Genomic DNA, 19,643 nt, shown 5'->3' on the forward strand with positions numbered 1-19,643 from the left:
GGCCAACGACGTGGTCGTCGASGWCGKCGCCGGCGGGGGCGCCGAGCGAGGCCACGAAGTCGGAGGCGATCTGGTCGCCGCCGGCGACGACGTCGACGACCACGTCGTTGGCCTCGACGTCGATCCACCACGAGGGGATGACGTCGGGCACGGGGCTGGCCTCGATCTGCGCGGCGATGGCCTCGAGATCGGTGAGGGAGTGCTCGACCTCGACCGGCACGGCGCCGGCGTCGACCGCCGCGGCGGAGGCGGCGTCGGTCGTCACGGCGGCGTACACCGTTCGCGTCGACTCGTCGAGCCAGGTGCCGGCGTAGGCCTCGCCGGCGACGGCCTCGACGTCGTCAGTCGTCGCGGCGGCATCGGCCTGGAAACGCAGGACGTCCTGCGCTCCGGCGGTGTCGGTGCCGAGGTCGGCGGCCATCGCTTCGAGCAGCTGCGCGTCGACGCCGTCGACGGCGGCGCGCTCGGGCGCGGCCGGGGTCTGCGCCAGCGCGGGGGCACTGGCGGCGGTGGTCAGGAACAGGCCGAGAGCGGCAGCGCCGACGACCGTCTTCGATATGCGGTTCACGTGGAGTGACCTTCCATCCAGGGGGGATAAATGGCGGGGTACCCGCGGCCATACAAACACGGGGCGGACGAAAAGCGAAGAATTTTCTGTGAATTGGTGATCAGCGTCCAGAAAATGTCATCCGTTCGGGGGACAACCTGATCTCGGCTTGCGCGGCGGGCCGCCGAGGCCCCGCGCGCGCGGTGTTTAGGCTGGCGCACATGAGCCCGAACGACCCTCGCGCCACCGGTCCAGCGCTCTCCTCCGACCTCGCCGCCCGCGCGGCGTCGCTCGCGGCCGCTTTCGGTCCGCGTGCCGTCGCGACGACGGGCCCGCGCCGTCCCGCCCTGCCGACCGACGCGGACGGAGCGGCCTTCGTCGCCGCGGCCGCCGACGCGGTGCTGCGCCCCGAGAGCCTCACGGCGGCGGCCGCGGCGCTGCACCGGCTCGCCGAGGTCGCGCCCGCGTCGCTGCCGTGGTTCGTCCGCGGCGCCCTGCAGCTCGGCGGCGCGGTCGCCCCGGTGCTGCCCACCCCGGCCGTCCCGCTCGCGCGGCGGGCTCTGCGCGACGTGCTCGCCGGCCTGGTGCTCGACGCCCGGCCCGAGCGCCTCGATGCCGACCTCGCGGCCGCGGCCGCAGACGAGACGGTGCTCGACCTGCGGCTCGACGGCCCCCGGGTGGCGGGGGAGTCCGCCGCGCGGCGCCGGCTGGACGGCATCCGCTCCCTGATCGCCCGCGACGACGTCGCGCGGGTGTCGTTCGCGATCGGCGACGTGGTCGCGCCCCGCTCGCCGTGGGCCTTCGAGGCCGACGTGCAGCACGCCGCCGAGCGGGTGCTGCCGGTGTTCCTCGACGCGGCGGCGCGCGATTTTCACGTGACCCTCGTCGCCTCCGGTCGCGACGACCTCGACCTCACCGTCGCCGTGCTCACGCGCGTCCTCGAAGAGCCCCGCCTGCGCGAGGCCGCCGCGGGCGTCGGCCTGCCGGTCGCGGTGCCCGAGACGCTGGGCGCCGTGCACGAGCTGGCCGCCTGGGCCCGGGTCCGCGCGGCCGCGGGCGGGTCGCGCCTGACCCTGCGCCTCATCGACGATCGGCTCGGCGGACGCGACGCGGTCGACGCCGCCCGCCACGGCTGGGAACCCCCCGCCGTCACGGCCCGCGCCGACGTGGACGCGTTCTTCGTGCGCGCCCTGCGCGACGCGCTCAGCCCGCGCGGCGTCGAGGGGTTCGACGTCGAGGTCGCCACGGTCGACCCCGTCCGCGCCGCGATCGCCCTCGCCCTGTCCGAAGAGGCGGATGCCACGGTGCGGCTCGTCCTGCCCCGCGGGGCGTCGTGGCATCCCGACGCGCCGACGGTCACGGCCACCGCGGTCGTGCACCCCGATGATCTCGACGCGGTCGCCGCCCGCGTGGCGCAGGCCCATGCCGAGGGCGCGATCGTGCACGCGAGTGCGGGGGACGACGAGCCCGAGGCGGATGCCGACGAGCCCGTCGACGGGGTGACCCTGCGCGTGCGCCGGGCCCTGGCCGCCGCCGATCTGCCGCACACCGCCGCGCGCGCGGGCCGGCGCGGGGTCGAGGTCGACCCGGCGATCCTGCGCGACCGCCTCGACGCCGACACCGCCGACCCGGGGCTGACGCAGGCGGTGCTCGGCATCGCGCGCGAGGCCGTGGCATCCGCCGACACCTCCGCCCTCGGGCCGGACGTGCAGCAGATGCTGTTCGGCGGGCAGGCGTTCGTCGACACCGCCGTCTTCTCGGTGCGCGAGAGCGCAGAACTCGCCGGTGGCGCTCCCGGTTTCGCCCACGTCGGCGACACCGACCCCTCGCTGCCCGACGACCGCGCCTGGGCGCTGCAGGCGCTCGCGCGCGCGGCGACCTCGACCGCGGGCGACGCGACCGCCGCCGCGGGGCGCGTCGACGACGCCGCCGGGATCGACGAGGTCATCGCCCGTGTCGGCGCCGCCGCCGAACCGTGGGGCGCCCTCGCCGCCGCCGAGCGCGCGACGGTGCTGCACGCGGCGGCCCGCACGCTCGAGGAGCGGCGCGCCGAGCTGATCGAGGTGCTGGCTTCGGAGGGCGGGGCGCTGCTGAGCGAGGCCGACGCCGAGGTGAGCCAGGCAGTGGACGCGGCGGCCTACTACGCCGCCACCGCGAAGGAGCTCGACCGCGTACCCGGGGCGGTCTTCGTCCCCGACCGCGTCACCGTCGTCGCCCCCCGGTGGAACGCCCCCGTGGGACTGTGCGCCGCCGAGACTGTCGCCGCTCTGGCCGCGGGATCGGGCGTGCTGCTGACGCCGTCGCCGCGCGCACGGCGGGCGGGCGCGGTGGTCGCCGAAGCCCTGTGGGCCGCGGGCGTGCCTCGTGACCTGCTCGCCTTCGTCGACCTCGACGAAGAGGCCTCGGGTCGCACCCTCGTCGTGCACCCGGGCGTCGATCGCGTTCTGCTCAGCGGAGCCCGCGGCACCGCCGAGCGTTTCGCCGCGTGGCGACCCGCTCTGCGCCTGCAGGCCCTGACTGCCGGCCGCAACGTCGCGATCGTCGCGCCGTCGGCCGACCTCGACGACGCGGTGACCGACCTGGTCGCCTCGGCTTTCGCTCGCGCGGGACAGGCGGCGACCGCCGTCTCGCTGGCCATCGTCGTCGGCGCGGTGGGGCGGTCGCACGCCTTCCAGGAGCAGCTCAAGGATGCCGTGACCTCTCTGCGCGTCGGCCCCGCCGACGACCCGCTCTCGGACGTCGGTCCGCTCGTCGAAGAGCCCGCGGGCGAGGTGCGCCGCGCGTTGACGGTGCTGGGCGAGGGGGAGCGCTGGCTCGTCGAGCCGCGCGAGCTCGACCTCGGCCCCGAGACGGCCGGACGTTTCTGGTCGCCGGGCGTGCGCACGGGGGTGGCCGCCGGGTCGCACCTGGCCCGGACCGCGGTGGCCGCCCCGGTGCTCGGCATCCTGCACGTTCCCACCCTCACCCGCGCGATCGAGGTGCAGAACGCGATCGGCTCGGGCTTCGTCGCGGGGCTGCACACGCGCGACACCGCCGACCTCGAGCTCTGGCTCGACGGGGTCGAGGCCGCGGTGCTGCGGGTCAACCGGCCCGCGACGGGCGCGGTCGTGCAGCGCGAGCCCCTCGGCGGATGGGGTGACGCGGCCGTCGGCGACGGCGCGATGGCCGGCGGCCCGAACCGGCTCGTGACCCTCGGATCGTGGCGGCCCTCGACCGGTGGTGCCTCGTCGTCGACGCTGCACCTGCGCGGCCTCGACAGCCGGATCACCGCCCTGATCGAGGCGGCCCAGCCGACCCTGTCGTACGAGGCGTTCGACTGGCTCCGGCGCGGAGCCCTCTCGGACGCGGTCGCCTGGGACCGCGAGTTCGGCCGCGTGCAGGACGTCTCGCGCCTGGGCGTCGAGCGCAACCTCCGGCGCTACCGGCCGGCCGACGTCGCCGTGCGCGCCACGGGAGACGCGTCGTGGCAGGCGGTGCTGCGCGTGCTGGTGGCGGCGGTGCGATCGGGGTCGACGTTCACGCTGAGCACCCCGGTGGGCCTTCCCGCGCCGGTGCGGCACCTGCTCGGCGAGAGCGGCGTCGCCGTGTCGGTCGAGACCGACGAGCAGTGGTTGCAGCGCCTGGCGGGCGGCATCCCGGACCTCGGCGACGCAGAGCCGCTCGCGACCGCGCCCCGTCCGCGGCGGATCCGCCTGGTGGGCCCGGCCGAGACGGTCGCGACGCTGCGCGCGGCGGTCGCCGAGACGGTCGGCGCCGACGTGTCGATGACCGTCTACGCGGGCGAGGTCACCACCGCCGGCCGGCTCGAGCTGCTGCCGTTCCTGCGCGAGCAGGCGGTGTCGATCGGGGCGTGGCGCTTCGGTCGCGCCGACCCGTGGAGCACCGCGGTCATCTGAGCGCACGGGGTTTCGAAAACGTTCGGCCGCCCACGCCCCTCCGGGTAGCGTCGGCGCCGACCGCAAGGAGCACCGATGACCGCTGCCCGACTCACCGTCGACCCCCGCTTCGCGATCGGCGCCGTCCGTCGCCGCCTGTTCGGCGGATTCGTCGAGCACCTCGGACGTCACATCTACGACGGCATCCACGAGCCCGGCCACCCCGCCGCGGACGAGCAGGGCTTCCGCCGCGACGTGCTCGAGCTCGTGCGCGAACTCGGCGTCTCGACGATCCGCTACCCGGGCGGCAACTTCGTCTCGGGCTTCCGCTGGGAGGACAGCGTCGGCCCCCGTGAGCAGCGCCCGCGGCGCCTCGACCTCGCGTGGCACTCGACCGAGACCAACGAGGTGGGGCTGCACGAGTTCGCCGACTGGCTCGACAAGGCCGGCAGCGACCTCATGCTCGCGGTCAACCTCGGAACGCGCGGCACGCTCGAGGCGATCGACCTGCTCGAGTACGCCAACGTCCCCGGCGGCTCCACGCTGTCGGAGCAGCGCATCGCCAACGGCCGCGCGGAGCCCTTCGACGTGCGCGTGTGGTGTCTCGGCAACGAGATGGACGGGCCCTGGCAGCTCGGCCACCGCTCGGCCGACGACTACGGCAGGATCGCCGCGCGGACCGCGAAGGGCATGCGGCAGCTCGACCCCTCGATCGAGCTGGTCGTGTGCGGCTCGTCGGGCGCGCAGATGCCCACCTTCGGCGAGTGGGAACGCGTCGTGCTGCAGCACACCTACGACGACGTCGACATGATCTCGTGCCACGCGTACTACCAGGAGCACGACGGCGACGCCGCGTCGTTCCTCGCCTCGGCGGTCGACATGGACCGCTTCATCGAGGCCGTCGTCGCCACCGCCGACCACGTCGGCGCCGCGCGCGGCAGCACCAAGCGCATCGACATCTCCTTCGACGAGTGGAACGTCTGGTACATCGACCGCGTCGACGCGGTCAAACCCACCGCGATCGACGACTGGCCGATCGCACCGCGTCTGCTCGAGGACGTGTACTCGGTGATGGATGCCGTCGTCTTCGGCAACCTGATGATCTCGCTGCTCGCGCACGCCGACCGCGTGGCATCCGCGTCCCTCGCCCAGCTCGTCAACGTGATCGCGCCGATCATGACCGAACCGGGCGGACCGGCCTGGCGGCAGACGACGTTCTTCCCGTTCGCCCTGACCTCGCGACTGGCGCGCGGCGCGGCCGTGCGCGTCCAGATCGACGCGGGCACGGTCGACACAGCCCGCCACGGGACGGTTCCGATCGTGGATGCCGTGGCCACCCACGACGACGCCACGGGCGAGAGCGCGGTGTTCCTGGTGCACCGCGGCCTCGAGCACCCCGTCGAGCTCGAGATCGATGTGCGCGGCCTCGGCGACGTCGAGGTCGTCGAAGCGCACGCGCTGCACGACGACGACCCCCGGGCGAGCAACACGCTGGACGACCCCGAGCGGGTACGGCCCCGCACCCTCGAGACGCGGGTGGCCGACGGCATCCTGTTCGTCACCCTGCCGCCGGTCGCCTGGGCCGCCGTGGCGCTGCGCCGCGCGGGGTGAGGCCGCCGCGCGGCGCGCCGTCCGGGCGCCGCGGTTCGCGCGCCGCGCGCGGTCCGGGTCACGGCCGCTCCGCGCCGCGAGACTGCATCCCGCTGACATCTCGGTTGCAGAGTGTCGCCGAGTTGTCAGCGCCATGCTGTCTCGCGGCCACCACCGCCACCGCCACCCGCCGCCGCCACCGCCACCCGCCGCCGCCGCCACCCGCGGGCGGTCGGCGCGCGGCGCGAGACGCGCCGCGCACGCGCGTGAGACAATGGGCGCGGCGTGCTCGGACCGACCTTTCCCCGCCACGGCGTCCCGGCGTCACCGGGTCGAAGGGCCACCGAGCCCCAGGACAGCGTCCGCCGCACCTTTCCTCCGAGGAGCAGAGATGTCCGCTACCCCCGTCGCCACCTCGGGTGTCGAGCCCGCCGCCTCCGAGACCACCGGGCGCGTGCAGCAGCACCGCCGGTACCTCATGTGCCGGCCCGAGCACTTCACGGTGAGCTACAGCATCAACCCGTGGATGGAGCCCTCGCGCCCCACCGACACCGCCCTCGCGGTCCGCCAGTGGCAGGCGCTGTACGACACCTACGTGTCGCTCGGGCACGAGATCGAGCTGATCGACCCGCTCGAGGGCCTCCCCGACATGGTCTACACGGCCAACGGCGGCTTCGTCGTCGACGGTGTGGCCTACGGACCCAAGTTCCGCTTCCGCGAGCGCGCGGCCGAGGCGCCCGCCTTCATCGACTGGTTCGCCGCGAACGGGTTCGAGGTCGCCGAGCCCGTCGAGGTCAACGAGGGCGAGGGCGACTTCCTGCTCGTGGGCGACACGATCCTGGCCGGCACGGGCTTCCGCTCGACCGGAGACAGCCACCGCGAGGTGGGCGAGGTGTTCTCGCGCGAGGTCGTGTCGCTGACCCTCACCGACCCGCGTTTCTACCACCTCGACACCGCGCTCGCCGTGCTCGACCCGGTCGAGGGCCCCGGTGGCGTCGACAAGGCCAACATCGCCTACCTGCCGAACGCCTTCGACGAGAAGAGCCAGGCGATCCTGCGCGAGCGCTTCCCCGACGCCATCCGGGTCTCGGATGCCGACGGCTCGGTGTTCGGGCTCAACTCGGCCAGCGACGGCAGGAACGTCGTCATCTCCCCGCGTGCCAAGGGCTTCGAGGCGCAGCTGCGCGAGCGCGGCTACACCCCCGTGCTGGTCGACCTGTCCGAGCTGCTGCTCGGCGGCGGCGGCATCAAGTGCTGCACGCTCGAGCTGCGGGGCGGCTCGCGATGAGCACCGCGATCGACGACCTCGGCGCTCGTCTGATCGCCGATGAGGGCGCACACCTCGCCCACAACTACCACCCGCTCCCCGTGGTCGTCTCGCGCGCCGAGGGCGTGTGGGTCACCGACGTCGAGGGCAAGCGCTACCTCGACCTGCTGTCGGCGTACTCGGCGCTGAACTTCGGGCACGGCCATCCCGCGATCCTGGCCGCCGCGCGCGAACAGCTCGACCGGCTGACCCTCACCAGCAGGGCGTATCACAACGACCGCCTCGGGCCCTTCGCCACCGCGCTCGCCGCGCTGTGCGGCAAAGACATGGTGCTGCCGATGAACACCGGCGCCGAGGCCGTCGAGACGGGCATCAAGGTCGCTCGCGCCTGGGGCTATCGCACCAAGGGCATCGCCCCGGATGCCGCGACCATCATCGTCGCGAACGGCAACTTTCATGGTCGTACGACTACGATCGTCGGCTTCAGCGACGACCCGTCCGCGCATGACGACTTCGGTCCGTACGCACCCGGGTTCGTGCACGTGCCCTACGGGGACGCGGATGCCATCGCCGCAGCGATCGACGACGACACCGCCGCGGTGCTGATCGAGCCCATCCAGGGTGAGGCCGGCGTCGTGATCCCGCCCGAGGGGTTCCTCCGCCGCGTGCGCGAGATCTGCTCCGAGCGCAACGTGCTGTTCATCGCCGACGAGATCCAGTCGGGCCTCGGGCGTGTGGGCGAGACGTTCGCGTGCGACCGCGAGGGTGTCGTGCCCGACCTCTATCTGCTCGGCAAGGCGCTCGGCGGCGGCATCCTCCCCGTCTCGGCCGTCGTCGCGAACCACGACGTGCTCGGCGTGATCCGCGCCGGAGAGCACGGGTCGACCTTCGGCGGCAACCCGCTGGCCGCCGCCGTGGGGCTGCGGGTGGTCGAGATGCTGGCATCCGGGGAGTTCCAGACGCGCGCGAAGGCGCTCGGCGCTCATCTCGAGCAGAACCTGCAGACGCTCGTCGGCCACGGCGTGACCGCCGTGCGCATCGCGGGCCTGTGGGCGGGCGTCGACATCGACCCCGCGTACGGCACAGGCCGCGAGGTCGCCGAGAAGCTGCTGACGCGCGGCGTCCTGGTCAAGGACACGCACGGGCAGACGATCCGCATCGCCCCGCCGCTGACGATCCGGGCGACCGAGCTGGACTGGGCGGTCGAACAGCTCAAGCACGTGCTGGCCGCCTGAGCCGGGCGCTCCCGCCCGCGCGCGTTCGCCTGCGACGCCGAGACGGCATCCCGCTGACATCTCGGTTGCAGGATGTCGCCGAGTTGTCAGCAGCGTGCAGTCTCGCGCCTCGGGGCGCCCCGCCGGGCGCCCGCGTCAGACCACCGAGATCGTCGCCTCGTCCCAGCCGGTCGCACCGTCGGGGGCGGGAGGGGCGACGGTCGCGGTCTGCGTCGACCCGTCGGCCGAGGTCGCGCGGCAGCGTGCCGTGTGCAGGCCGCTAGTCGCCTCCCACTCGATGCTCCACTGCACCCAGGTGTCGGCCGAGATCGCGCTGGCGAGCGTCGCGGGCCGCCAGGGGCCGTCGTCGACCTGCACCTCCACGCCGGTGACGCCGACGTGGTTGTGCCAGGCGACCCCGGCGATGACGGTCGGTCCCGGCTCGACGCGCGCTCCCGCGCGGGGGACGTCGATGCGCGACTGCAGCTTCACGGGTCCGCGCTCCGACCAGCCGCGTGGCGTCCAATACCCCTCGGCGCGGTCGAAGCGCGTGACCTCCAGCTCACTGACCCACTTGGTCGCCGAGACGTAGCCGTACAGACCGGGCACCACCAGACGCACCGGAAAGCCGTGCTCGAGCGGCAGGGGCTCGCCGTTCATGCCGATGGCGAGCAGCGCATCCCGCTGGTCCGTGAGGGCTTCGAGGGGACTGGATGCCGTGAACCCGTCGACCGAGCGCGACAGCACCATGTCGGCCTCGGCGGTGGGCCGTGCGCGCGCGAGGATGTCGCGGATCGGAACGCCCAGCCAGCGGGCCGTGCCGATGAGCGAGCCGCCCACCTCGTTCGACACGCACACGAGGGTCGCGATCGTCTCCTTCTGGGGGAGGGCGACGAGGTCCTCCCACCGCAGCACCACCTCTTGCTCCACCAGGCCGTGCACGCGCAGGGTCCAGGTGGTCGGATCGACCTGCGGGACGACGAGCGCGGTGTCGATGCGGTAGAAGTCGGCCGAGGGCGTGACGACGGGGGTCAGGCCCTCGATCCCCAGCTCGGCTCCGGAGGGGACGGATGCCGTCGTCGCCGGCGTCGGCAGGCGCAGCGCCGCGCGCAGGGCGCTGACCGCGCGGGCACCTCCGCCGATCGCGAGGGCTCCGGCGGCGGCGAGGGCGCCGGCGAGCACCGCGACGCCCGAGTAGGCGAGGACGGTGCGCCGGCTCAGGCCGTCGGCGCGCGCCGCGCCGGCTGATGCCCGATCACCGTGCAACGCCTCGGCCCTGCGGCGCAGGCGGCCGATCAGAAGGCCGCCGATCAGAGCGGCCACCGCTCCCGCCACGAGAGAGGGGACGGGCGACAGCAGGGCGGCGTCGGCGCGGGTGAGCGACACCACGGCGCCCAGGCCGCCGAGGGCCGCGAGCGCGACACGGCCCCACGGTGGCCGTCGGTTCTCGAGAGCCCCGGCCAGTCCCGCGCCGATCAGCAAGAGCACCGCGATCCCCACGAGCAGGGCGGCCTTGTCGCCCGTTCCGAAGAGACTGATGGCGAGGTTCTTCGCCCACGCCGGGGCGAGGTCGATCATCGCGCCCCCGATGACCGCGAACGGGCTCGCCGCGGGAGCGACGACGGCGGCGACGAGCTCGCCGAGCCCGGCTCCGAGGACGGTGGAGCCGACGGCTGCGGCGGAGGCCGCGAGGTCGCGGCGGCGCGAGGGGTCAGGGGTCACGAGGGGAGCCTAGAGAGCGTGGGAGGCGCGGGTGCCGGACCGCGCGGAACTCACAGGCAACCGGTGGACGAGAGCCTACGCTCCGCGCTCGAACGCCTGCGCGACACCCGCGAGTGAGACAGAGGCATCCCACATCCGATCGGCGGCGGCGAGGTCGCGCAGCGGCGGGTAGAGCGCGTGGGTTCCCGGAGCGCCGCCCACGTGGCCGAAGCCGGTGGGCCCGTAAAGCACGTCGCTGCGGGGTGCGGCCGTCGTCGCCGCGACGAGCGCCGGAAGGGCCGCGGTCTCGACCGTCCCGAGCAGCAGGCCGCGCGACGACAACCAGCGGACGACCTTCACCCCCGTGGTGTCGGCGTCACGCCCGATCTCGGGGCGGGCTGCGAGCAGGTTCGTCGGGGCGACCCCCGGATGCGAGACCACGCTGCGGACTCCCCACCCCGCACGCCGCGACTTCTCATCGAGGGCGCGCGCGAAGAGCGCCAGCGCGATCTTCGACCGGCTGTAGGCCCGTTGGCCGTTGTACGCGCGCTCGCTATCGAGGTCGTCCCAGGCGATGCGGCCGGACCGGGCGGCGACGCTCACCTGCGACACGACGCGCGCCTCGCCCGCGAGCAGCAGCGGCCAGAGGTGGCCGACGAGAGCGACGTGTCCGAGGTGATTCGTGCCGAACTGCAATTCGTGTCCGTCCGCGGTCGTCTGCCGCGACGGAGGCGTCATCACCCCGGCGTTGTTGATCAGCAGATGCACGGGCGCCCCCTCGGCCGTCAGCGCGGTTCCGAAGGAGCGCACGGATGCCAGAGACGACAGGTCCAGATCGTGCAGCGCGACCCGGGCCCCGGGGTTCTTCGTGCGCAGGCGCACCGCGACGGCTTCGCCCTTGGCCCGGTTGCGCACGGGCAGCACGAGGTCGGCGCCCGCGGCGGCGAGGCGGTCCGCCATGATCAGGCCCATCCCGTCGCTGCCGCCGGTGAGCACGACCCGTCGTCCGGCGAGGTCGGGAAGCGTGATGTCGATGTCGTCGCGTGCCATGTCGGTCTCCTGTGTCGGTGGGCAGGGGTCCAGCGTCGCGCGTCGCGGCGGGCGCAGGCAGGGCCTGTCGATCCCCGTCTCGCGCATCCCCCGGTCGGGGCCGCTCGCGCGGGCGGGCGGGTGGCATCCGGCCCGCTCCGCAGAGGGGGATCGCCGCGCCCTGGTTCGTCTGTGCGACACGGGGTAGACAGGATGCCGAGGAGGCCCCCGTGATCGATCGAGCAGCCCTCGCGCATTTCCTGCGCACGCGTCGCGAAGCCCTGCAGCCCGAGGACGTCGGTCTGCCGCGCGGTGCGCGCCGACGCACCCGAGGGCTGCGGCGAGAAGAGGCCGCGGCGCTCAGCCACATGTCCACCGACTACTACGCCCGCCTCGAACGCGAGCGCGGGCCCCACCCGTCGGAGCAGATGCTGGCGTCGATCGCGCAGGGACTGCACCTGTCTCGGGCGGAACGCGACCACCTCTTCCGGCTCGCCGGCCACGTTCCCGCCGAGCGGGCGGGCATGCTCGAGCACGTCGGCCCCGGGTTGCTGCGTGTGCTGGACCGGCTCGACGACACCCCCGCCGAGATCGTGACCGAGCTGGGCGAGACCCTGCGCCAATCACGCCTGGGCATCGCGCTCACGGGCGACGCCTCGCTGCGCCGCGGGATGCACCGCAGCCTCGGCTGGCGCTGGTTCGCCGACCCGGCGTCGCGCGGTCTCTACGCCGAGGAGGACCACGACTTCCTGAGTCGACTGTTCGCCGCGGGACTGCGCGAGATCGTCGGTCGTCGCGGAGCCGGGTCGCGGGCCGCCGAGCTCGCCGACGACCTGCGCGATCGCAGCGAGGAGTTCCGGGCGCTGTGGGAGCGTCACGAGGTCGGCCTGCGCCCCCGCGACACGAAGCACTTCATGCACCCCGAGGTCGGGGCGATCGAGGTGCACTGTCAGACGCTCGTGGACCCCGAGAGCGCCCACTCCCTGCTCGTCTACACGGCGGCCCCGGGCAGCGAGAGCGCCGAGAAGCTGCGTCTGCTGTCGGTCATCGGGCCCGCCGTCCCCGCGTGACGCGGCGGGGTCGAGCGGCGAGGGATGCGCGGGTGATCCTGTCGGGCACCGCGCCCGCCCCGTCTCCATCGGCGTCGGGCCGGTCATCGGACGCGTCCTGGTCTCGAGACCGCGGACGACGACGACGCTCCTCGCCATCGCTCTCATCGCGGTTCTCGGTCTCACCCTCTTTCCGGAGGGCGAGAGCGACCGGGCGATCGGATGCGCCGCTGAGCTGCCCTTCCTCGCTCCGACCGCGGTGGAGTCCATGGCCAACATCCTGCTGTTCGTGCCGGTCGCTCTGCTTGCGGGTCTGCGGTGGAAGAAACCCGTGCTCGCGACCCTCTGCGCGAGCGCTCTGTCCGCGGCGATCGAGGCCGTGCAGGCGCCCAGTCCCCGCGATTCCGTCGTAAGGGGGAGGACGGACGTCGAGTGCGCTCGTAGCGTCGAGGTATGGCTGCGAGCGAGAAGACACCCGCCTCGGCGACGGTCTGGTACTTCGTCGGTGCGACCTTCGTTCTCATGATTCCGATGCTGTGGGTTCACGATCTGCCGTGGGGGGTACGTGTGGCGTCGATCGCCCTCGGTGGCGCGCTCATCGCCGTCGGCATCAGGCGCTTGCGGCGCGAAGTGCTGCCGCCCGACGCGACCGACGACGAGTCCTAGCCGGCGTCAGGAGAAGAGCTGACGAAGATCGCCGCGCGCGTACTCACGCGCGCCGAAGTTCCGCCAGCGTCCCCTGCCGCTCCTGGTACAGACCCCCGGCGGAGCCGTAGACCTCCGACATCCGCGAGCAGGTGTCCGGCTCGGCCGACGCCGTCGCCTCGGCCGCCGGTTCGGCGACGGCCGGAGAAGGGGATGCCACGATCGGAGAAGCGGATGCCACGGGCGTCTCGACCGCCGCTGGGGCTGTTGCCGAGCATCCGGCCAACGCCGTGGCGGTGAGGGCGAGCGCCGCGAGCGCCGAGGTGATCTTCGCTGTGGCGGACATGACGCCATCCTGACAGACCCGTTTCGCCTCCTCCGACGTCGGATACCACCGGCGCTGCACGCCCACCCCCTCCTGTCAAGGTTCTCGCCCGATGCGTCACGGCGCCCCAGGCTGGGCGCCGTGAGCGACGCCCACCATCCCCCGTTCCCCCTGCTCTCGGCATCCGATCCCTCGTCTTTCGACCGCGCCCGCGACGCGCTGGCCGATGCCGACACCGTGGACGGCTTCGGCGTCGACGTCGCCGCCACCCTCGCGTGGTCCGTCCGGACCGGGGCGCGCCGTCCCCGCACCCTCGCCGCGACGTGGGACCTGCTCGCCGCCACCGCGGTGCGCGATGTGGCTGCGGCCCGCATCCTCGAGCCGCACCTCGACGCGCTCGGCATCCTCGACGAAGCGGATGCCGACGGACTCGACCGCTCCGGCTCCTGGGGCGTCTTCGCGGCCGAAGCGCCGGGGATGCGGCTGCGAGCGATCCGCGACGGGCGGGGGTGGCGCCTGAGCGGGACGAAGCCGTGGTGCTCGCTGGCGGCGCACCTCGACCACGCGCTCGTCACCGCGTGGGTCGACGATGAGCGGCGCGGGTTGTTCGCCCTCGACCTGCGCGACCCGGCGGTCGTCGCGCGCCCCGGCCCGTGGCACGCACGCGGACTGCAGGCGGTGGTCAGCGCGCCGATCGACGTCGACGCCGCGGTCGCGCGGCCGGTGGGCGAGCCGGGCTGGTACCTGCGGCGCCCCGGCTTCGCGCACGGCGGGGTCGGGGTCGCGGCGTGCTGGTGGGGAGCGGCGCTGCCCGTGCGCGGAGCGCTTCGCGAGACCGCTCGACGCGAGGGCGCCGACCAGCTGTCGCGCACGCACCTGGGGCGAGCGGATGCCGCCCTGTGGGCGGCCCGCGTGGCGCTGGCCGAGACGGCCGCGGTGTTCGACGGCGGCGCGTCCTCGTCGCCGGGACTGCGGGCGGCGCGGGTGCGCACGATCGTCGCGGACGCCGTCGAGACGACCCTCGCCGAGGCGGCGCGAGCGCTCGGCCCGCTCCCGCTCGTCGCCGACGAGGGGCACGCGCGCCGGGTCGCCGATCTGCAGGTCTACGTGCGTCAGCACCACGGCGACCGCGACCTCGCGCGCCTCGGTGCGGCCGTGGCAGAGGGCGACGGCGCGTGGTGAGCTTCGACCACCGCGAGCCCGGGACCGACGAATCCGTCTGGGCGGCAGCACTCGCGTCCCGCCGCCTGCCGCCGGTGGATCTGGACGTCGATCGGATCGTCGTGGTCGCCGCGCACCCCGACGACGAGTGCCTCGGCGCGGGGGGATTGCTCGCGACGGCGGCGGGGCGCGGCATCCCGATCGATGTCGTGGTCGCCACCGACGGCGAGGGATCGCACCCCGCCTCGCCCACCCACTCGCCCGCGGGGCTCGCCCGACGTCGTCGCGCCGAGCTGGCCGAGGCGATGGACCGGATCGGCGTCGAGGGCCTTCCGGTGCTCCTGGGGCTGCCGGATGCCTCGACCGGCGCGCACCGCCGGGTCATCGCCGAGACGCTCGACGCCCTGCTGCGGCGCGGCAACGCGCGGCGCGTTCTCGTCCTGTCGACCTGGCGCGGCGACGGCCACCACGACCACCGCGTCGTCGGCGAGGTCGCCGAGCAGGTCGCCGCCGCTCGAGGCGCCCGGCACCGGGCCTTTCCGATCTGGCTCTGGCACTGGGGGACGCCCGACGACGTGCCGTGGGACCGCGCGGAACGCGCGCCGCTCGGCAGAGACGCCGCCGCGGCGAAGGCCCGCGCCCTCGGCGCGCACCGCAGCCAGATCGCTCCGCTGTCGGACGCCCCGGGCGACGAGACGATGCTGCACGCCGGGATGCGCGCGCACTTCGCCCGCGACGTCGAGGTGTTCTTCGCCCCGGTCGCGCGAACGGACGCCGCGCCCGCGCCCGCTCCGGCTGGGCAGCCGGGCGCGACGGACCCCGCCGCCGAGGTGCGCCCGACCGAGACGGATGCCGACCCCGCTTCCGTCGGCGCCGACTACTTCGACGACATGTACGCCCGCCACGACGACCCGTGGGGCTTCGACTCGCGCTGGTACGAGGAGCGCAAGCGCGCCGCCGTGCTCGCCGCGCTGCCGCGGCGGCGCTATCGCGCGGTCTTCGAGGCGGGGTGCTCGACGGGAGCCCTCACCGCGGCGCTCGCCGCGCGCGCCGACCGCGTGCACGCGGTCGATCTGTCCGAGGCCGCCCTCGAGCGCGCCCGGCAGCGGCTGACCGCGCAGGCGCACGTCGAGCTGCGTCGAGCCCTCCTGCCGCAGCAGTGGCCCGAGGGTGCCTTCGACCTGATCGTGCTGTCCGAGGTCGCGTACTACTGGGGCGCCGCGGACCTCGAGCGCGGACTGGCGGCCGCCGTGGCCGCGCTCGACCCCGACGGTCACGTGGTCGCCTGCCACTGGCGGCATCCGGTCGCGGAGTATCCGCTCACCGGCGACGAGGTGCACGCCGCCCTGGCGGCCGTGCCGCAGCTGGCGCGGCTGGTGCGGCACGTCGAGGACGACTTCGTCCTCGAGGTCTACGGACGCGCGGGAGCCCCGTCCGTCGCCGCCGAGGCGGGCCTGGTCTGATGCGGGCCGTGGTGGTCGCGATCCCCGCGCACGACGAAGAGGCGCTGATCGGCCGGTGCCTGGCCTCGGTCACCCGCGCCGTGGACCGCGCACGCGAGCGCGATCCGCGGCTGCGGGTGCGGGTCGTCCTGGTGCTCGACGCGTGCGCCGACACCACCGCGGTGCAGGCGCGGCGATGGCCGGTCGAGATCGTCGAGATCGCGGCCCGCGCCGTTGGCACCGCCCGGCGGGTGGGCGTCGCCCACGGGCTGGCGGGTCTCGGCATCCCGCTCGAAGAGACCTGGATCTCTCTGACGGATGCCGACACCGTCGTGCCCGCGGACTGGATCACCCATCAGCTTGATCTGGCCGCGCAGGGGGTCGATCTGGTGCTCGGCACCGTCCGTCCCGACTTCGCCGACCTCAGCGCTCGCCACGCCGCCTACTGGCGGTCGACGCACCACCGCGGACGCCCGGCCGGCAACGTGCACGGCGCGAACCTCGGCGTGCGGGCGCGGACGTACGTCGCCGCCGGCGGCATCCGCGACCTGGTCGAACACGAGGATGTCGCGCTGGTGAGCGCCGCGCGCGAGATCGGAGCGACGGTGCGCGCGAGCGACGCTCACGAGGTCGAGACGTCGGGACGCTTCACCGGGCGCACGCCCGGCGGGTACGCCGCGTTCCTCGATCGCGTGCACGCCTGGATCGACGCTCCGCCGCTGGCCGGCACCGGGGCGTGACACCGCGGGAGGGGGTTCGTCAACCACCTCGGCATCCCCAGTCCCCTCGCCGCACACTGGGCATCCCCGGAACGGAAGGCATCACCATGAAGGCACTGACCTGGCAGGGCACGCGCAACGTGAGCGTCGAAGAGGTCCCCGACCCGCAGATCCTCGAACCGACCGACGCGATCGTGAAGATCACCTCGACCGCGATCTGCGGCTCCGACCTGCACCTGTACGAGCTCTTCGGCCCGTTCATCGACAAGGGGGATGTGCTCGGCCACGAGCCGATGGGCGTCGTCGTCGAGGTGGGCTCGGCCGTGACGAACCTCGCCGTCGGCGATCGCATCGTCGTCCCGTTCAACATCTCGTGCGGTCACTGCTTCATGTGCCGACGCGGCCTGCAGTCCCAGTGCGAGACGACGCAGGTGCGCGAGTACGGCAGCGGCGCGGCGCTGTTCGGCTACACCAAGCTGTACGGCCAGGTGCCGGGCGGGCAGGCCGAATACCTGCGCGTGCCGCTGGCCGACTACAACCACATCCGCGTGGGCGACGACCTGCCCGACGACCGCTACCTCTTCCTCAGCGACATCGTGCCCACGGCGTGGCAGGGCGTGCAGTACGCGAACGTTCCCGAGGGCGGCACGCTCGCCGTCATGGGGCTCGGCCCGGTCGGGCAGTTCGCGGCGCGCATCGGCGTGCACCTCGGCTATCGCGTCCTCGCGATCGAGCCCGAGGCCGACCGGCGCGCGATGGCCGAGCGCCACGGCATTTTGACCTACGACCTGACCGACACGGTGGTCGACGAACTGATCGACCTCACCGAGGGGCGCGGTGCGGACGGGGTCGTGGATGCCGTCGGCATGGAGGCCCACGGCAACGGCGGCGCGAAGCTGGCCCAGAACGCCGTCGGTCTGCTGCCCGACGCCCTCGCGCGGAAGCTCATGGACAAGGCCGGCATCGACCGGCTCGCGGCGGTCTACGCCTCGATCGACCTCGTGCGCCGCGGCGGGACCGTGTCGCTCAGCGGCGTCTACGCCGGCGAGGCGGACGTGCTGCCGATGAAGACCATGTTCGACAAGCAGCTGAACCTGCGCATGGGTCAGTGCAACGTCAAGCGGTGGATCGACGACCTGCTGCCGCTCGTCGAGGACTCGGCCGATCCGCTCGGCGTGATGGATCTGGTCACCCACCACGCCCCGCTCGAGGACGCCCCCGGCCTGTACGAGACGTTCCAGAAGAAGGAGGACGGCTGCATCAAGGTGGTGCTGCGCCCCGGCACCTGACCCGCACGCCCGCCCCCGCCCCGCGTCAGTCGCCAGGCTCTGCCGCCGTCGTTCGCGCCGAAGCGACGTATCCCGGCGACGCGCGCGGGCGGCGGTGTGCGGCGCGGCGGGTGGGAAACGTTCCGGCAACACGGCGCTGAGTAGAGTCGTGGCATGGGTGACCTGTTCGACGGTTACGGCTCCACGTTGGCGCCGCGCAAGACCGCTTCCGGCATCCCGGCGTACGACGAGATGTTCGGCGCCCCGGCCACGGCCGGGGACGCCGCCCCCTCTCGCGAGGCGTACCGGGAGCTGTACCAGACGCTCGCGCAGATGACCCAGGAGGAGCTGCGCGGCCGCACCGAATCGCTGGCGAGTTCGTACCTGGCGCAGGGCGTCACGTTCGACTTCGCGGGTGAGGAGCGGCCTTTCCCCCTGGATGCCGTGCCTCGGGTCATCGCGTACGACGAGTGGTCGCGCATCGAGGCCGGCGTGAAGCAGCGCGTCCGAGCGCTCGAGGCGTTCCTCGACGACGCGTACGGCAATCAGCACTGCGTGCGCGACGGCATCCTGCCCGCGGGTCTGATCTCGTCGTCGCAGTACTTCTATCGCCAGGCCGCCGGCATCCGCAGTGCCAACGGCGTGCGCATCCAGGTGTCGGGAATCGACCTCATCCGCGACGAGCACGGCGAGATGCGCGTGCTCGAAGACAATGTGCGCGTGCCCTCGGGCGTCTCGTACGTCATCTCGAACCGCCGCGTCATGGCGCAGACGCTGCCCGAGCTGTTCGTGTCGATGCGCGTGCGTCCCGTCGGCGATTACCCCAACAAGCTGCTCGCGGCGCTGCGCGCCTCGGCCCCGCCCGGGATCGACGATCCGAACATCGTCGTGCTGACGCCGGGCGTGTACAACTCGGCGTACTTCGAGCACACGCTGCTCGCGCGCCTCATGGGCGTCGAGCTCGTCGAGGGCCGCGACCTGCTGTGCATCGGCGGCAAGGTGTTCATGCGCACCACCCGCGGACCCCAGCGCGTCGACGTCATCTACCGCCGCGTCGACGACGACTTCCTCGACCCGCTGCAGTTCCGCGCCGACTCGATGCTCGGTGCGCCCGGGCTCATGCTCGCCGCGCGCCTGGGCAACGTCACGATCGCCAACGCGGTCGGCAACGGCGTCGCCGACGACAAGCTGCTCTACACGTACGTGCCCGACCTGATCCGGTACTACCTCGCCGAAGAGCCGATCCTGAAGAACGTCGACACCTGGCGCCTCGAAGACCCGGGCGCGCTCGAAGAGGTGCTGGACCGCCTGCCCGAGCTCGTGGTCAAGCCGGTCGACGGCTCCGGCGGAAAGGGCCTGGTCGTCGGCCCCGACGCCTCGCCCGCCGAGCTCGACGCGCTGCGCAAGCGTCTGAAGGCCGACCCGCGCGGCTGGATCGCCCAGCCGGTCGTCATGCTCTCGACCATCCCGACGCTCGTCGAGGACGGCATGCGCCCCCGTCACGCCGACCTGCGGCCCTTCGCGGTCAACGACGGCGACGACATCTGGGTGCTCCCCGGCGGTCTGACCCGCGTGGCGCTGCCCGAGGGGCAGCTCGTGGTCAACTCCAGCCAGGGCGGCGGGTCGAAGGACACCTGGGTCGTCGGCGGATCCGCGCCCTCTCACGTCGAGTACGGCCAGGGCAACGGCGTCTCGGGTCTGGTCGCCGACCAGGCGGCGGTGACCGAGGCCATCCCGATCATCTACGACGGGCAGCCCGCACCCGCCACCTCGCCGCGTGACCCTCGGCCGGGCACCGGCCCCTCGGGCAA

At 73.7% G+C, this 19,643-nt stretch carries 15 protein-coding genes; 11 read left to right on the plus strand and 4 right to left on the minus strand.

The window, feature by feature from the left end:
* The coding region (locus DC432_RS13775) for an alpha-lytic protease prodomain-containing protein (protein WP_207770827.1) at positions 1 to 568 on the minus strand (568 nt) is incomplete at its 3' end.
* Between the two features lie 200 nt (positions 569 to 768).
* On the opposite strand from DC432_RS13775, the gene DC432_RS13780 reads away from it, so the two are divergent.
* The 4 genes from DC432_RS13780 to rocD all read left to right on the plus strand — a co-directional run bounded on the left by DC432_RS13780 (position 769) and on the right by rocD (position 8,514).
* The gene (locus tag DC432_RS13780) at positions 769 to 4,443 is read left to right on the plus strand and encodes an aldehyde dehydrogenase family protein (protein WP_116538367.1); all 3,675 of its coding nucleotides are present in this window, start codon (positions 769 to 771) and stop codon (positions 4,441 to 4,443) included.
* Between the two features lie 75 nt (positions 4,444 to 4,518).
* Positions 4,519 to 6,033, plus strand: coding sequence for an alpha-N-arabinofuranosidase (locus tag DC432_RS13785; protein ID WP_116538368.1), 1,515 nt, complete (start codon positions 4,519 to 4,521; stop codon positions 6,031 to 6,033).
* 370 nt (positions 6,034 to 6,403) lie between these two features.
* The gene (ddaH, locus tag DC432_RS13790; protein ID WP_207770828.1) at positions 6,404 to 7,300 is read left to right on the plus strand and encodes a dimethylargininase; all 897 of its coding nucleotides are present in this window, start codon (positions 6,404 to 6,406) and stop codon (positions 7,298 to 7,300) included.
* Positions 7,297 to 8,514 carry an ornithine--oxo-acid transaminase gene (rocD, locus tag DC432_RS13795; protein WP_116538369.1) on the plus strand — a complete coding sequence of 406 codons (1,218 nt, stop codon included), beginning with the start codon at positions 7,297 to 7,299 and terminating at the stop codon, positions 8,512 to 8,514. Before ddaH ends, rocD begins: the two co-directional genes overlap by 4 nt.
* A gap of 135 nt (positions 8,515 to 8,649) precedes the next feature.
* On the opposite strand, the gene DC432_RS13800 is transcribed toward rocD, so the two are convergent.
* Together DC432_RS13800 and DC432_RS13805 are read right to left on the minus strand one after the other, a co-directional pair.
* Positions 8,650 to 10,215: a molybdopterin-dependent oxidoreductase gene (locus tag DC432_RS13800; RefSeq protein WP_116538370.1), complete on the minus strand. Its 1,566-nt coding sequence runs from the start codon at positions 10,213 to 10,215 to the stop codon at positions 8,650 to 8,652.
* A 75-nt stretch (positions 10,216 to 10,290) separates the two neighbouring features.
* Positions 10,291 to 11,244: an SDR family oxidoreductase gene (locus tag DC432_RS13805; protein WP_116538371.1), complete on the minus strand. Its 954-nt coding sequence runs from the start codon at positions 11,242 to 11,244 to the stop codon at positions 10,291 to 10,293.
* Between the two features lie 209 nt (positions 11,245 to 11,453).
* On the opposite strand from DC432_RS13805, the gene DC432_RS13810 reads away from it, so the two are divergent.
* A complete protein-coding gene (locus DC432_RS13810) occupies positions 11,454 to 12,293 on the plus strand; it encodes a helix-turn-helix transcriptional regulator (RefSeq protein ID WP_108320412.1) in 840 nt (279 codons plus the stop codon).
* 432 nt (positions 12,294 to 12,725) lie between these two features.
* A complete protein-coding gene (locus DC432_RS13815) occupies positions 12,726 to 12,938 on the plus strand; it encodes a hypothetical protein (RefSeq protein ID WP_116538372.1) in 213 nt (70 codons plus the stop codon).
* 43 nt (positions 12,939 to 12,981) lie between these two features.
* On the opposite strand, the gene DC432_RS13820 is transcribed toward DC432_RS13815, so the two are convergent.
* Complete coding sequence (locus tag DC432_RS13820) at positions 12,982 to 13,263, minus strand: hypothetical protein (RefSeq protein ID WP_133177948.1); 282 nt, start codon at positions 13,261 to 13,263, stop codon at positions 12,982 to 12,984.
* 120 nt (positions 13,264 to 13,383) lie between these two features.
* Here DC432_RS13820 and DC432_RS13825 point away from each other — a divergent pair, with 120 nt between their 5' ends.
* The 5 genes from DC432_RS13825 to DC432_RS13845 form a co-directional block, all read left to right on the plus strand.
* Entirely contained in the window at positions 13,384 to 14,424 is a 1,041-nt protein-coding gene (locus DC432_RS13825) for an acyl-CoA dehydrogenase (RefSeq protein WP_243393139.1), read from the plus strand.
* Positions 14,418 to 15,866, plus strand: a complete 1,449-nt coding sequence (locus DC432_RS13830) for a bifunctional PIG-L family deacetylase/class I SAM-dependent methyltransferase (RefSeq protein ID WP_116538374.1) — start codon at positions 14,418 to 14,420, stop codon at positions 15,864 to 15,866. The genes DC432_RS13825 and DC432_RS13830 overlap by 7 nt, the downstream gene beginning before the upstream one ends.
* Positions 15,866 to 16,585 carry a glycosyltransferase gene (locus tag DC432_RS13835; protein WP_116538375.1) on the plus strand — a complete coding sequence of 240 codons (720 nt, stop codon included), beginning with the start codon at positions 15,866 to 15,868 and terminating at the stop codon, positions 16,583 to 16,585. Before DC432_RS13830 ends, DC432_RS13835 begins: the two co-directional genes overlap by 1 nt.
* Before the next feature lie 86 nt (positions 16,586 to 16,671).
* Entirely contained in the window at positions 16,672 to 17,853 is a 1,182-nt protein-coding gene (locus DC432_RS13840) for a zinc-dependent alcohol dehydrogenase (RefSeq protein WP_116538376.1), read from the plus strand.
* Between the two features lie 153 nt (positions 17,854 to 18,006).
* On the plus strand, positions 18,007 to 19,643 hold a 1,637-nt coding region (locus DC432_RS13845), incomplete at its 3' end, for a circularly permuted type 2 ATP-grasp protein (protein WP_133177949.1).

It is taken from the genome of Microbacterium testaceum (assembly GCF_003075375.1).
GTDB classification, from domain to species: Bacteria; Actinomycetota; Actinomycetes; order Actinomycetales; family Microbacteriaceae; genus Microbacterium; species Microbacterium testaceum_E.

Bases quoted from the DNA above. Each gene is read 5' to 3' on its own strand.
- DC432_RS13840 (WP_116538376.1), top strand. From the start codon at position 16,672: ATGAAGGCACTGACCTGGCAGGGCACGCGCAACGTGAGCGTCGAAGAG.
- DC432_RS13785 (WP_116538368.1), top strand. From the start codon at position 4,519: ATGACCGCTGCCCGACTCACCGTCGACCCCCGCTTCGCGATCGGCGCC.
- ddaH (WP_207770828.1), top strand. From the start codon at position 6,404: ATGTCCGCTACCCCCGTCGCCACCTCGGGTGTCGAGCCCGCCGCCTCC.
- DC432_RS13780 (WP_116538367.1), top strand. From the start codon at position 769: ATGAGCCCGAACGACCCTCGCGCCACCGGTCCAGCGCTCTCCTCCGAC.
- DC432_RS13835 (WP_116538375.1), top strand. From the start codon at position 15,866: ATGCGGGCCGTGGTGGTCGCGATCCCCGCGCACGACGAAGAGGCGCTG.
- DC432_RS13805 (WP_116538371.1), bottom strand. From the start codon at position 11,244: ATGGCACGCGACGACATCGACATCACGCTTCCCGACCTCGCCGGACGA.
- DC432_RS13820 (WP_133177948.1), bottom strand. From the start codon at position 13,263: ATGTCCGCCACAGCGAAGATCACCTCGGCGCTCGCGGCGCTCGCCCTC.
- rocD (WP_116538369.1), top strand. From the start codon at position 7,297: ATGAGCACCGCGATCGACGACCTCGGCGCTCGTCTGATCGCCGATGAG.
- DC432_RS13815 (WP_116538372.1), top strand. From the start codon at position 12,726: ATGGCTGCGAGCGAGAAGACACCCGCCTCGGCGACGGTCTGGTACTTC.